Raw genomic sequence first — 14,829 nt, 5'->3', positions numbered from 1 at the left:
GGTTGCGAAATTAATGAACTCACTGAAGGAGGATATGAAACCTCACGCTCGCAATTCTACAATACAAGGAAGCGATACATAGAATATCGACCCCGTCTTGCCGTCGCTCTCCGCTCGAACCGCCCCTCCATGCGCTTGTACGATTTCCCTGCAAATCGCCAGCCCAAGCCCGCTGCCCTCGACCCCCGTCTCCGCGTCCGGCCGATCATACCTGTAATTGCGATAGAAGATTTGCTCGAGCTGATCCGGAGGAATACCCGTGCCAGAATCTTGTACGCTAATGATCGCATAGCGGGTAGGTTTCGCCTCGTCCACTGCTAGCGAAATACGCACCACCCCGCCTCTGGAGGTGAACTTCATCGCGTTCGACACGAGATTAAACAAAGCCTGCTCTAATCTTTGCGCATCCATCTCGACAACAGGCAAGTTCGATCGTTGATCTTCCCCATCTCCGATATCCAGCATGAAATTGAGCCCTGCGTCACGCACAACCAGCTCATATTGTTCGAAAAAATCACGCAAGAAGTGGATCACATGAACCGGCTCCATTCGGTACGAGACTTGTCCCGTCTCCAAATGCGACAAGAAGGACAACTCCTCGATCATGCGGTTAATTCTTATCGTGTTATCCTGGATATACTTCAGGTACTGTTCATTACGTTCCGGCTTGACCCTGTCCTGCACAGCTTCTACATAACCAAGCATGCTGGACAGCGGCATACGCAGGTCATGCGTAATATAGGCAAGGAGTTTCTTCCGCCCTTCCTCGGAGTGAAGCAACCGGTCATATGATACGCGGAGATCATCATGAGCTGCGGACAAGGCATGTGTGCGATCCTGCACGGTCCGTTCCAAATTCATATTCATTTCGGTCAGCTTGTTGTTAGCGTCCTGCAGCTCGCGCGCAATCCTCTCCTCGTTCACTGCCGCCCTCGTAAATCTTGAAGAAAGCAGCATCATCTGTGCGATCGTAAACACCAACAGACCAAGCGGAGATGTATTTCCGATCCGCGACCATTCGTTGTAATATAAAAAATCGTTGATGACCGTCACTAAAGCAACCACCGACACCAGCAGGAAGATCAGCGCTCCCTCCCTACGCCGCACAGCCGCTTGGATCAGCCCAACCATCAGATAAACCATATGCAGAACAACCATCACACCGATGATCGGTAACATTTTCGTATAGATAATGGCAGGGGTCACCACGACAACGATACAGAATGCGCCGGTTACGATCCTCGAGCCAAGATGAAACCAACGCGACACATAATTTGGAAAGATGCATTCCGAGTACAACGTGATGATGTATCCACTGCTGCAAAGAATCAGGTACTCGATCTTGAACTGCAATTCCCACGGAAAAGTCGGCCACAATTGTGTGAGCAATAACTCGCCGACCAGCAACGAGCGGATACCGAACAACAGGGTGAACAGACCAAAATACAAGGGTGCCCTGTCTTTGCGTCGCAGGGCGAACAACAGCAGGTGATACACGCCAATGACCAGCAGGCTTGCGGTGATGAACATTTCAGCGGCAATTTTCAGATTTGTCCTGACCGTTAACACATCACTGCCGCCCAATTCGATATACTTGGTAATGCCGCCTCGATTATGATGGAAATTGGCTACTTGCATAACCAACTCCACCCTGTCACTCTCGGGCTGAAAAAACACCAGCTTCGTTGCCAGATGCGGGGTCGCTCTACTCTTGTCCCGACCAACCACACCAACTTCCGCCAGCAGCTCGCTATTCACCCATAATTTATACGCATGAAAAATAGTCGGCAATCGTAGAGCAAGGCGCTCGTTCCGATCCTGCTCGCTAAGCTCTATGACCACTCGAAAGGTTGCATAACCTGTACCTTTCAGCCGCTGATCATCTAACCGATAGCCTAGCCAGGAGTTCGGGATGCTGATCCAGCGGTTATTAATTCCGTCCCTTTTCGAACGAATCTGTATGTCCTCAGGCGACAGCAGCTCTTGCCAGTAGAACTCCCACTCCCCTGCTAACTTTAGTGGATTCTCACTGACATGAACCTGCGTTAAATCCAGAATGCCTTCTTCACTTTGGAACTTAGGGGAGTCCGGTGCAGGGATGACGGAATAGCTTGCAACCAAACCAACAACAAAGGCAGCAGCGATATAAAGCAAGATCGTACGAGAACCGAATCGGAGAATACCCCTCATTATGAACCCTACCCCTATCTATAAGAGCGCAATAAGTAAGTTGATTATCTAAATAATATCATCATTAAAGGAAAATGTGCCCTACAAATATCTGAGAGGTGTTGAACACAAGAAGAAGGGAACGGGTAACGAAGCAGACTCACAGTTGCAGATCACAGCGGTAGATTCAGACGCCGTTTTCTTACCCCACAATGTGTGTGGCGTCTTGCTTCGAGGATATCTCCCAAGATTTTGCTGGGGGAGCCCCATAGCCTCCACGACTTTCGTTCGACCCGTTTGACCACCACAAACACAGAAGCCCGAATACTAAATACATTAGGGCTTCAATATACAGGTAAATGCGGCTCTTAACTACTACTTCCTTTACACTTCTAGAAGGATTTCCTCATCCGAAATTTCTATTTACTGTTTTGGAATAATGATATATTCTGAATGAAATTATGAGAAAAATTAGGAGGCACCATCGTGGCACTGAAAAAGATGACCGCAGCACTGCTTGTGTTTTTACTCTTTACGACATCGCTTGCCGTGAATCCGGCTAATGCAGCTTCACCAACGACTACAGCACTGAACTTGCCCCTGGTCAAAACGTATAAAGCCGGAGAAGTGCTTAACTTCACCGTGGTAATTAATGAGAATGTGATAGTGACGGGCGGAACGCCTAGCTTGATGCTCGATATTGGGGGGACACCGCGGGAAGCATTTTATAAGTCTGGCTCATCGAATACTTTGCAATTTTCTTACAGGATTCAAACAGGCGATAATGATGTGGACGGCATTCAAGTCGTAGGCCCCATTCAATTAAATGGGGCTACCATAACGAATAGTACTGCGGAGGCTGCTGATCTCGGCAACGGTTTTGGTCCAAGCGGTGCATCGGTGCTGGATACCGCTATAAAGATAGATACGGTCATTCCTAGTATTGTTTCCGTCAGTTATCCCACTGATAAAACGTATAAAGTCGGCGAATCTCTCTCATTCACGTTAACATTCTCTGAGAAAATCAACATTAACAACTATTATGGTAAGCCCTATCTCAGTCTTAATATCGGTGGAACGGAAGTACGCGCAGAAACGGTAAGCTCTACAAACGGGCTCAATCAGCTTGAATTTATTTATAACGTAGAAGCTGGACTGGAAGATCTCGACGGGATTACGATAGACAATGAAGTGAAAATGTACGGAGGCGTGATTGAGGATGCCGCACATAATTTGCTCCATTCGGTTTTCCCGAATGGAACGGTTACAGCTCTTCCCGGCGTACAAGTAAGTGCCGGTGTATATCCGCTCGTAACGCAGATCATTCCTGATGACGGCTATTATAATGAAGGCGAGATCTTGAATTTCGTATTCCAATATGATCAGGACGTGACCGTGAACGGTGATCCTTATCTCCAATTGTTCTTTGGAACGACAGAAAAGCAAGCAAAGGTTGTTCAAGCATCCGGGACCGGGAACACGGTTACATTCCGATATGTTGTTCAGAGCGGAGATGTAGCTCTTAACGGTATAAGGGTCGGCACCGCAATCCAATTGAACGGAGGAAGTATCACCGACTTGAGTCTGCCGACACCGACGCCGATGCCTCTCGCCGTTTACAAGCTTGCGCTTTCGGACGTACGAGTCGATGCCGTTCTCCCTCAAGTGCAGTTTTTCAATCACACTCCTACCAATCGAAATTACGTTACAGGTGAAAGCTTCGAGTTCGGGATTCGCTTCACGGAGCCCGTACAGGTTAGTGGTACTCCGAGTTTGTCGTTAATGTCAGGTGCCAATTCCGTAGCTCAGGCTGTATATGTATCCGATGTATCGGACTTGCCGCCGACCGATCTCGTATTTCGTTATACTGTTCAAGATACGGATAGCGACGTCATTATTAATGCATTAGGACTGCTTAACGGAACGATTGTCGATGTCGGAGGCAATGCCAGCGTGGCGAGCGTTGTCAGTCCGCACGCTGTCGATATCATTCTTAACTCTGCGGCTCCGAAGATCACGCGGGTCGAAGTGCCTGAGGCAAAGACTTATTTTCCGGGTCAAGAATTGCTCTTTAAGGTTCATTTCTCGGAAGTGGTCCGGGCAAAACTACAACCTGCCATTTTGCCGATTACGATCGGCAACAACACAGTTAATGCGCTTTATGCCGGCGGTACGCGTACCCAGGTCCTGACCTTCAAATACGTGCTGCAGGCTTCTGACCTAGATGCCGATCGCATTACCCTAGGAAGCTCCTTGCTTCCCAACGGAGGAAATTTAATAGGTAAAGATGGAGCAGGCCTTCAAGCTGATCTGACGCTTAACAACGTTGGAAACCTGTCCGGCATTATCATCGGACAGTTCGCACCACAAGCATCCCATGTGAGCATTACGGGAACGGCGCAGGTTGGCTCAACCTTAACCGGAAGTTACACCTATAACGATGCGAACTTGGATGAGGAAGGCACTAGCTTATTCAATTGGTACAGATCCGACGATGCGCTCGGAACGAACAAAACGGCAATCTCGGTAGCAACATCGACCTACTATAACTTGCAGGCGGCCGATGTTGGGAAATACATTAGTTTCGAAGTGACACCGATCGCGAAGACCGGCACGACTACAGGATCGGCTGTGGAGAGCGGATTGACCTTGGCTGTCACAGCAACCGTCCCGGCATCGCCAACAATGGTATCGGCAACCGCTGGAGACGGACAAGCAACCATAGCGTTCACGGCTCCTACAATTGATGGAGGAAGTCCGATTACGGGATACGAAGTAACGGCTTCTCCAGGAAACATTGTTAAAACCGGAGTAGGAAGTCCGATTACCGTAACAGGCTTAACCAATGGAACGAGCTATACCTTTACGGTGAAAGCTATCAATAGCGCAGGAAGCAGCGAATCTTCTGCTCCATCCAGTGCCGTTTCCCCGGCATCGCCACCGGCATCGCCATCGACATCCAGCGGCAGCAACACTTCGAACGAAAATTCAAGTTCCACGGCAACAAGCGTGGATGTGCTCGTTAATGGCAAAGTGGAGAGCGCGGGAACGGCAACAACATCCAAAGTTAATGGACAAACCGTAATCACAGTAACTGTCGACCAGAAAAAGCTGGAGGACAAGCTCGCGGCGGAAGGTTTGGGCGCGACTGTCATCATTCCGGTGAAAGCTGAGTCCGATATCGTCGTAGGCGAACTGAACGGGCAAATGATTAAAAACATGGAAAGTAAACAAGCGGTTCTGGAAATTAGAACGAATCTAGCGGCGTACACGCTCCCAGTACAACAAATCAACATCGGTTCTATCTCCGATCAGTTCGGTAATTCGATCGCCCTGAAAGATATAAAGGTGCGGATTGAAATTGCCGAACCGACCGCGGGTACGGTAAAAGTGGTGGAGAATGCAGCGGATAAAGGAACCTTCACCCTTGTCGTACCGCCGATTGAATTTACGATTAAAGCGATTCATGAAGGTAAAACGGTTGTCGTATCCAAGTTCAGCGCCTATGTTGAACGCACGATTGCAATTCCGGACGGTGTTGATCCTAAGAAGATTACAACAGGCGTTGTTGTCGAAGCGGACGGATCAGTTCGTCATGTACCTACCCAGATCGTCTTGATTGACGGCAAATATTACGCAAAAGTGAAAAGTTTGACCAATAGCACATACTCGCTCATATGGCATCCGATAGAGTTTAGCGATGTTGTGAATCATTGGGCTAAAGACGCAGTCAACGATTTGGGTTCGCGTATGGTCATCGACGGCAAAGGAGACGGTTCCTTCAGTCCAGAGTCAGATATCACTCGTGCTGAATTCGTAGCCATTCTCGTTCGTGGATTGGGACTTAAGCCGGAAAACGAAGCCGCTCCTTTCACGGACGTAAAAGCTTCTGACTGGTATAACGGCGCGATTAATACCGCCTATTCGTATCATTTGGTCAACGGATTGAAGGACGGTAGTTTCCATCCGAATGCTAAGATTACTCGCGAAGAAGTCATGGTCATCACCGCTAAAGCGATGACGATCACTGGATTGAAAGCTAAGCTTTCTGGTCAATCGATCGACACGATACTAAGTCCATATGCAGATACGGAAAAAGCATCCAGTTGGGCTCAGCGCGGCATCGCCGACAGTATACAGTCTGGCATCGTAACGGGAAAAAGCGGCACAAAGCTTGCTCCGAACGATTATATGACCAGAGCTGAGGTTGCCACGATCGTTAAACGCTTGCTGCAAAAATCAGATTTGATCTAGACGGGTCATTGTGTCTCGACAAAAAAATCGCCTTGTCCTCTTGAAGGGACAGGGCGATTTTTTTGTTCGCACATCAGTGCGCCAAGATTCCGAAAGTTTCCTTTTACATTCAAAACATTGGGTTTAGCTACAAATCGAACATTTCCTCCATTTTTGATCCGACTTTTCGTATCACGACTTTATTAATGGGGGAAAAGCCTCAGCTTATCCGGATTCCTAACTAAGTATAGGTTGCAAATCGCATTTCTCTCAACGTGTATCAGCACAACAACTTCGATGCCCTCGCCTGAACGGACAACAAGCCCTGTTTGACCATTTATATCCGTCATCTCAACATGCACGCCCCCTTCGTATTGAGGAGCCTTACGAATTAGACCGAGAAGGAACCGTGCGACGAGATCGCGCGATTCAATAGGATGAACGGCGGCGAACGCTTTGCCCCCTCCATCAGAGACCAACACGACATCTTCGGCGAGTATGGATACAACCGTGTCCACGTTTCCCTGTTCGAGAGCCTTCAGGAATCGACGGACCCACTCTTCGCTCGCCGCTTCTGAGTGGACCTGCTCTTCGAGGGTAATCCCCATCTTTCCTCTCGCACGGCTGAACAGTTTGCGGCAATTTGCTTCACTTTTGTCAACAAGTTCAGCAATATCTGAATATTCAAAGCCGAGCGCTTCACGAAGCACGAACACCGCCCGTTCCGTATGGGATAGCCTTTCAAGCAACACCAGCATGGCGTAAGACAACAACTCGTCACGAACAACCGCTTCAAACGATTCATCATTGGGAGTAAGAATAGGCTCAGGAAGCCATTCTCCGAAATACAGTTCCCGCCGTTTACGCGCCGATTTGAGTAAATCCCGACAGCGATTAGTCACCATTTTGCACAGATATGCTTTCGGTTCAACCAAACGCGCCAGATCTACGTCATTTATCTTCAGGAATACGTCCTGCACAACATCCTCCGCATCGGAAGCCGACCCGGTTAGTTGGTAGGCAAGCGTAAACAGCAGCCCTTTATAATGCTCATATAACTCTTGCATCTTAAAATTCCACCCTTTTCCACTAACCCTCTGCTTACATTATTTTTAACAGACTTGCCGAATCCCATGTGAATTTCCTTAATCGCCAACCCAGCTTTCCTGTAAAAATAATATCTAACCCCCATTGATGTGTCCATACCATTCCCTGCTCCGGACCTAAGGCAAAACAAAAAAAGTCAATAAATTCCTTATGTATGGGTGCCGGACGCCCTGCAATATCCGCAGATAATATCTTTCCAAGCCTTGCTGCTTGGGCCGTCGCTTCCTTACACGTCTTCCCGTCCACCCGTCCGCTAGCAGGGTCTACGATTCGCGCGCAGTCGCCGATACTGTATACACCCTGGGCCCCTTGAACCCGATAACTCGCATCTACGATCACGTATCCTTCCGGAGTGATCGGCAACCCGATGCTTTGCAGCATTGGGTTGGGTAACAGCCCCAGCGTCCAGACACATAGGCCAGCGGACATCGTCTCGCCGTTAGATAAGGTTAGCACTCCCTCTTTCTCCTGTAATACCCTACTCCCATGTAAGGTAGTTACTCCGCAAGCGTCCAGTGAACGTTCCAGTTTAAGCCCTACTTTTGCCGGGCCTTCTGGGAAAAGCCTCTTATTCGCGTTAAATAATTTTATCCTTACAGCACTCGGGTCAAGTCCCAATAATACCGCATCTTCACGAATATAATAAGCTAGTTCGGCAGATGTCTCGATGCCGCTTATGCCCGCTCCAACAACGGCAATGGTCATTAATCTCTGACGTTCTTTCGCGCTTTTTTCCTTTACAGCTTTCTTTATATTCGCGCGCCACGCCTCTCGGATCTTCCACGCAGCGTCTAAACTCGCTAATGCCATACCTCCTTGATCAGGGTCGGGTTGCCGCACGACGCTGCCCACCGCCAAAACGAGGAAGTCATATTTTATCGAATTCTTATTTCCTTCAGCATCCTGACAAAGTAGCCTTCTTTCCCCTGATTCGATTTTCGTTACAGTAGCCTGAACGAATTCAACCCCCTCGGGAAATAACCTAGTCAGAGGGATAGTAATCTCTTCATCTCCGACCGCGGGCTTAAAAAGCAATACTTTGCGAAAGTGATAAGGGTTCTTATCGATTAAAATAAGTCGGAGTGTTCGTTTACTTACTTGACCCTTAAATGTTTTCCGAATCGCTTTAACTGCATTAATACCTGCATATCCTCCGCCAATAACGATGCATGTCAATTCTTTCATTGCAACCACCCCTTATTCCTTTTGCATATAAAACGAGATAAGGGGTCGTGTTGTGACAACAGCGTATGTTGACGACTGCCGATTATTTGTACTTGAGAATTTCTGCTTCCGCCAAAAACTCTTTCCATGTCTAGAAGTTGAAAGAAGCGGACGCTAACACTAAAAAATTTAGCCGTCTCTAGTGATGCGGCTCACCACTTTGTAACTTGAGCAATACTGTCACATCTCATCTACTATTTCAGAACCATCAATATTAAGCACTCCACATGAGAAGAGTGCTGACGAGAATAAACTAAGATGTGGCTGTATCCCCCATCTGATTTTTTTCTTTCGTTCCAATTGCATTCGCACAAAAGTGTAATCCAGATTACAGAATTTAATGTTGGCCTGCTTTATTATAGAAATAACTAAACCAGTTCCGGTAAGTATCCTTGTTTATTTGGGAAGGGAATAAGTGAATTGGAAAGGGGTTTTTCGCCAAGAGAGGGGCGTAGTCGGTATTATGTGAATGGACGAAAAATTTGTCAGTACTCGCATAGAATGCTATATTTCTAAGTTGAAAGTACACCATCACGAGGAGGAGTTTATGTGCTCAAGAGAAAAGTAATCGCTTTACCAGTTATTGTTGCACTTTTATTTCAAATTATGTTCATTCCCGTAAGTTATGCTGCAAGCGCAATAAAGCTTGAGGTTAACGGCATCAGTATATCTGATGAACATGCCCCTGTTCTCATAAATCAAACTGTGCTCGTACCTTTCAAGTCTATTTCCGACACATTCAAAACATCCATTCATTGGGATCAAAGAACGAAAACAGCGACATTGATCAAGGATAACGTAACCGCTGTACTAGTCATGGGATCGATCAAAGCAACTGTGACGATCGATTCTATTGCGAAGGAAATTGATCTTGCCGAGCCCGCGCAAATCAAAAATGGAAGAGTAATGGTACCAATCCGCGCACTCGCCGACATTTTCGGAGCTAAAGTCTCTTGGGACAAATCCTCCCAAACGGTCAAAATACAAATAGGGGAAGATTCTACAGCTTCGTCTGGCGAGCAAGGTCCAGTGGGTCCAGCGGGCCCACAAGGTCCTGCGGGTTCGGACGGCGCTACAGGTGCAACTGGGCCGCACGGCTCTACGGGTCCAGCAGGGCCAGCGGGTCCGGCCGGTGCTATGGGTGCGACTGGCGCAACTGGACCGCAAGGCCCTGCGGGTCCAGCGGGTGCGACTGGTGCTATGGGTGCGACAGGCGCAACTGGACCGCAAGGTCCTGCGGGACAAGCGGGGCCAGCGGGTGCGACTGGCGTAGGCTTAGATGGACTCGTTGCTTTCAATCCAGCTCAATCTCCATCTTATCTAGTCTATCAAGTTGTTACTTATGACGGAAGCACTTATATCGTAAATACTGTACCACCGACAGGAACACCTGATAGCTCTTCGGATTACACCTTACTTGCAAGCAAAGGCGCCACAGGTGCGACAGGTGCAACTGGTCCGCAAGGTCCTGCAGGAGGGAATAGCATCGATGCTGCTGGTACGATCATACCATTCGCTTCAGGCACACCCATCGAATTAACTACGGTTCTCGGAGGAATGCATAACACAAGCGGATCGATTGGCTTTGGCAACTCCGTCAGCGGTATTAGCAGCACTGGAGGAACGATCGATCTAACTGGAGCTCTAGCAAACTTCGCGTTTTCAATGCCTAGAGCCGGGACAATAACAGACATCTCCGCTTTTTTCAGCACAAGCACTGCCTTGAGTTTGGTGGGCTCAACTGTTTCGATTACAGCACAATTGTACCAATCTACTGTACCAAACAATACTTTCATTCCCATTCCAGGGGCAGTCGTAACACTGGGTCCTGCTCATACAGGGATACTGGCAGTGGGTACTCAATCCAATGGAGCAACTACCGGATTAAACATACCCGTTGCAGCCAACACACGACTTCTGCTCGTATACACAGCTACCGTAACTGCCGGACTTGACGTATCCACTACGTTACTAGGCTACGCAAGCGCTGGGGTTAATATCAAATAAGGCGCTTCACCCACGAGAATCATAATCTCATTCAGGAGGCGAGCCTACATGCTCGTCTCCTGATAATGACGACTTCGCTAGTTCTCCCTCGAGCAAATGCTATTGAACATCCTCAAGCTGCCCCTGTGTCAAACCAATATCCGCTTTTTACCAAGAATCGCAAGGCAACATAAGTTATTAGGTTCAGGTTTGTCGAAGTTCGCTGAAGCCTTGATTATTAAGGGTTCTCTACATTGTGCTTGCTCTAGGTATCGGAATCATCGACTGTAAACCCAATCAGGACAAGGGATTTCATCCGGCGGGCTTTCTTAGCTAGAGTATCTAATAAGATTGCCAAACGGATCATGCCGGTTCTGCTTGTGTTATACCCAATTGATAGGAGTAGCTCCCCGAACCTATCGTCAGGATAAGATATTCCCCCTCTTGGAGAAAACGAAATTCTCTATTCATTATCTCCGAATCCCCAAGTCTCCAAATGCATCGTCCCTCATAACCTTCGGAAATAAGGGTTAATTCTCCACAGTTACTCTCCAATGGAAAATAAATATCCGCACCACAATTAGGCGGAATGGCAGCGTTCAATTCCCAATGATTGGCGCTTTCCCTAGTCCAGTGAATGGAGTAGATGCCTCGTACGGTATGGGATTCTTCACTCCATTTATGTATAAAGGTGTTATCTAAAGTCCCCTCCGATTTTTCACTCTACATAAAAATTCCACTAAAAAAATAAAAAACCCTTCCAGTCAAGGAAGGGTCTGAGTACCGATACATCTTGTTATTAATCATTTCTCACTAACAGTGAGCAACACTCCACATGCCCCGTATGCGGGAACATGTCCACCGGCTGAACCTCAACCGTGCGATAGCCCCCATCCTCTAGCAATCTTAGATCTCTAGCCAAAGTCGAAGGATTGCACGAGACATAGACAATCCGCTGAGGACGAAGCTCCAGCATCGTGCTGATCAAAACGCCGTCGCAGCCCTTGCGGGGAGGATCAACAACGATCACATCGGGTTGAATGCCCTCTCTCTGCCAGCGTGGCATCACAACTTCAGCATCGCCGACTGCGAATTCGACATTCTTAATTCCGTTAATCACAGCGTTACGGCGAGCATCCTCAATAGCCTCTGGAATAATCTCTACACCATAGACCCGATCAGCGTGCCTCGCGAGAAACAAGGAAATCGTTCCTGCACCACAGTAAGCATCAATAACTGTTTCTTTACCTGTTAATGCTGCGTACTCCACAGCTTTACTATATAACCGCACCGTTTGCTCCGGATTGACCTGGAAGAACGATCGCGGAGAAATCGCGAACTGAATGCCATCGATCTCATCATAGATGACATCTTCACCCCAGAGTACACGTGTTTCCTCACCAAATACGACGGGGGTAGTCAACGTATTCACATTCTGACACACGCTCACAACGCCCGGAACCCTTTCGCGTATTAATGCGACAAGCTCCAGTCGATGCGGGATATCGCGCCCGTTCGTAACCAACACGACCATTCGTTGCCCCGTTGACTGTGCATGGCGAACGACGACATGGCGTAGCAAACCACGTCCTGTGACGCGATTATACGCCCCAATATCCAGCATCCGAGCGGCTTCCTTCACCGCACGAACGGTTTCTTCGTTCTGCTCCTGCTGGATAAGACAAGCATCCATCTCTACAATGTCATTGCTACCGTGCTCATAGAACCCACCGATCAGCTGACCTGCAGCGACTCCAATTGGCACCTGAGCCTTATTGCGATAACGCCACGGTTCACTCATCCCCATCGTGGGATGAACCACAACACCCTGACTATCTTCCCCAGCCACCTGCAATTTCCCGATGCGTACAAGGTTGTCCACGACTAGTTGCCGCTTCCATCTAAGCTGCGCGGAATAATCGAGATGTTGAAGCTGGCAGCCCCCACACGAATCATAAATCTCGCAGGGTGCTTCCCTACGATCAGGACTGCTTTCCAGCAGCTCTGTCATTCGAGCACGACCGAATGATTTGCCAATACTGATCACTTCAGCATGAACCAGCTCGCCAGGGAGTGCATCACGAACAAATAGGGTATAGCCCTCGAAGCGGCCTACCCCTTCACCTTCATGTGTTAAACCCACAATAGTACTCTGTACCGTCTGACCAACTACGACAGGAACCCCTGCAATAGATGATGCGAAGGACGAGGAAGACGATCTCGATCTCTTATGCTGTCCATTTCCCTGCTCACGCCCACGTCTACCTTTATCATTCCGTCCACTCATAGCTGCAATGCCCGCCCTGGACCGTTTTTCCGATAGGAGGTTTCCCCACGCTCGTCCACGATGACCTGTAAGTGTGAGGGTAGCATATTGAATACACAAGGTAGTGTCCCACCGAATTCCCCATCAAGGTTCAACTGCACACGGCGGTCCGATTCTACCACAATCCGACTGCTTCGGAAGTGAATGAAATGGGGATCATTAGCTACAGACTCTCCCCGCATAACCATCGTGGCAATACGGATGAATTCCCCTAGATTACACTTGCGAAGGGCTAACACATCAAATACACCATCATTTGTACTTGCATTAGGTGCTAGACGATCAAATCCCCCGACAGAGTTGCTGTTTGCTATCAGGAATAGCATAAACTCCTCGTCGAATTCACCCACACCTTCAGCCGTAATCTTCATCTGGGTCGGATTAAGATGGGCAATCTTCTCCAAACCCTTCATATAATAAGCAAGCTGACCAACCATCGTCTTCAGCTTACTTGGCACTTCGTATGTTAATTCCGTTAGTGAACCGCCGCCGGCAATATTAATGAAGTATTTGTCATTCGCACAACCGACATCCACGGGAGTTGTGTAACGCTTAGTTATTAAATCACAAGCATCCTCCCATTTTTTCGGAATTCCATGAGCCCTCGCGAAGTCATTGGTCGTACCGAGCGGTAGTATACCAAGCGCTGGTCGATTCTCATGCTCGGACAGTCCGTGAACGACTTCATTCAAAGTACCATCTCCACCAGCGGAGATCACCATATCGAATCCACGTTCTGCTGCTTGTGAAGCCGCCCGAATAGCGTCTCCCTTGCTTTCCGTAGCATGACAAGATGTTTCTATTCCACTACGTTCAAGCCGTTGTAGAATGGAAGGCAATCTGCGCTTCACTTCTTCCCGGCCTGAGATAGGATTATAAATGAGTCTAGCTCTAATAATATCCAATCCAGATCCCCTCTTCATCAGTCTATCTTAGTGAATTGCCACTCTGTTGTCGCTCTAACTCACAGCGATTAACCATTCTTTACTCTGCCGAGCGATCCAATCCGCTATACGCGGATGTGGCATGTAAGTGCGTCCATCGTATCGGCAAGCCAATCCGTTTAATCTTTGAGGGATAACCTGCTTCGTGAAGTATCCTTCGCTTAGAAATAACGGGATGACTAAGATCTCATTATTAGGCTGTCTACTGCGCAACAGTTCCCAACGTTCACTTACCTGATCAAGCAGCAATAAGGCGCCTGCACAATCTCCATAGCCACCCTGTTCAACTAATCGCTCCATAAGTGAAGCCATATTGCGTTCCCACTCTTCTTTAAAACCCGCTTCCTGACTCCCGTGACCGACAAGCAGAATACTCTCCTGTGCAGGATTCATCGATACTTCCCGTAAGCGATCTAATAGCACATCTACGATCTCAGGTGCATCGTCCATCGGCTTTCCATAGGTTAATTCACCTTTAACGCTAAAGCGCTCCAGATCCGTCTCTGTTCTCGCACTCGGATAAGCCCCGAGAGCCCAGCCAATCTCATCTACATGAGTACTCCCTGTAGAAACAAATAACGGAATAGCAAGAATACGATCAACACCAGCGGCTTCCAATCGATCCAAGCCATCTTGAATGAGACGTCCATCCACCAGTTCAAGAAAAGCAGCTTCGATAACTAACTCCGTTCCAAGCGCTTCTCGAACCGCTTCTATCGCAGCTTCAACCAAGATCACCCAGCCGGTATCTCGCGACCCGTGACTGATCACCAACAATCCTGGCTTCACGATTGAGTCTCCTCCAGTCTTTACCCGCAATACTTCTTCCTTATTCATGCT

General features: G+C 48.2%; 8 protein-coding genes. 2 read left to right on the top strand and 6 right to left on the bottom strand.

The features are described from left to right. Positions 1–42 precede the first annotated feature (42 nt). Positions 43–2,190, bottom strand: coding sequence for an ATP-binding protein (locus M1K58_RS25915; RefSeq protein ID WP_256761783.1), 2,148 nt, complete (start codon positions 2,188–2,190; stop codon positions 43–45). A 465-nt stretch (positions 2,191–2,655) separates the two neighbouring features. On the opposite strand from M1K58_RS25915, the gene M1K58_RS25910 reads away from it, so the two are divergent. Further along, a complete protein-coding gene (locus M1K58_RS25910) occupies positions 2,656–6,423 on the top strand; it encodes an S-layer homology domain-containing protein (RefSeq protein ID WP_256761782.1) in 3,768 nt (1,255 codons plus the stop codon). A gap of 182 nt (positions 6,424–6,605) precedes the next feature. On the opposite strand, the gene M1K58_RS25905 is transcribed toward M1K58_RS25910, so the two are convergent. After that, positions 6,606–7,469, bottom strand: a complete 864-nt coding sequence (locus tag M1K58_RS25905; protein ID WP_256761781.1) for an RNA polymerase sigma-70 factor — start codon at positions 7,467–7,469, stop codon at positions 6,606–6,608. A gap of 34 nt (positions 7,470–7,503) precedes the next feature. After that, entirely contained in the window at positions 7,504–8,694 is a 1,191-nt protein-coding gene (locus M1K58_RS25900; protein ID WP_256761780.1) for an NAD(P)/FAD-dependent oxidoreductase, read from the bottom strand. 588 nt (positions 8,695–9,282) lie between these two features. On the opposite strand from M1K58_RS25900, the gene M1K58_RS25895 reads away from it, so the two are divergent. Further along, entirely contained in the window at positions 9,283–10,740 is a 1,458-nt protein-coding gene (locus M1K58_RS25895) for an exosporium glycoprotein BclB-related protein (protein WP_256761779.1), read from the top strand. Between the two features lie 778 nt (positions 10,741–11,518). On the opposite strand, the gene rlmD is transcribed toward M1K58_RS25895, so the two are convergent. Genes rlmD through M1K58_RS25880 form a run of 3 tightly spaced genes read right to left on the bottom strand, consistent with a single transcriptional unit; the run spans position 11,519 to position 14,778 of the window. Next, on the bottom strand, positions 11,519–13,006 hold the full coding sequence (gene rlmD / locus M1K58_RS25890; RefSeq protein WP_256761778.1) for a 23S rRNA (uracil(1939)-C(5))-methyltransferase RlmD: 1,488 nt from the start codon (positions 13,004–13,006) through the stop codon (positions 11,519–11,521). Then, positions 13,003–13,968, bottom strand: a complete 966-nt coding sequence (locus M1K58_RS25885; protein WP_372339208.1) for a diacylglycerol kinase — start codon at positions 13,966–13,968, stop codon at positions 13,003–13,005. Before M1K58_RS25885 ends, rlmD begins: the two co-directional genes overlap by 4 nt. A 36-nt stretch (positions 13,969–14,004) precedes the next feature. Beyond that, positions 14,005–14,778, bottom strand: coding sequence for a sirohydrochlorin chelatase (locus M1K58_RS25880; protein WP_256761776.1), 774 nt, complete (start codon positions 14,776–14,778; stop codon positions 14,005–14,007). Positions 14,779–14,829: the final 51 nt, after the last annotated feature.

The sequence above is a fragment of the Cohnella sp. WQ 127256 genome (assembly GCF_024519285.1).
Lineage (GTDB): Bacteria > Bacillota > Bacilli > Paenibacillales > Paenibacillaceae > Cohnella.
The sequence above is the reverse complement of the archived record's forward strand: the minus strand, read 5'-3'. Positions and strand labels throughout refer to the sequence as shown.

Bases quoted from the DNA above. Each gene is read 5' to 3' on its own strand.
- M1K58_RS25900 (WP_256761780.1), bottom strand. From the start codon at position 8,694: ATGAAAGAATTGACATGCATCGTTATTGGCGGAGGATATGCAGGTATT.
- M1K58_RS25885 (WP_372339208.1), bottom strand. From the start codon at position 13,968: ATGAAGAGGGGATCTGGATTGGATATTATTAGAGCTAGACTCATTTAT.
- rlmD (WP_256761778.1), bottom strand. From the start codon at position 13,006: ATGAGTGGACGGAATGATAAAGGTAGACGTGGGCGTGAGCAGGGAAAT.
- M1K58_RS25915 (WP_256761783.1), bottom strand. From the start codon at position 2,190: ATGAGGGGTATTCTCCGATTCGGTTCTCGTACGATCTTGCTTTATATC.
- M1K58_RS25905 (WP_256761781.1), bottom strand. From the start codon at position 7,469: ATGCAAGAGTTATATGAGCATTATAAAGGGCTGCTGTTTACGCTTGCC.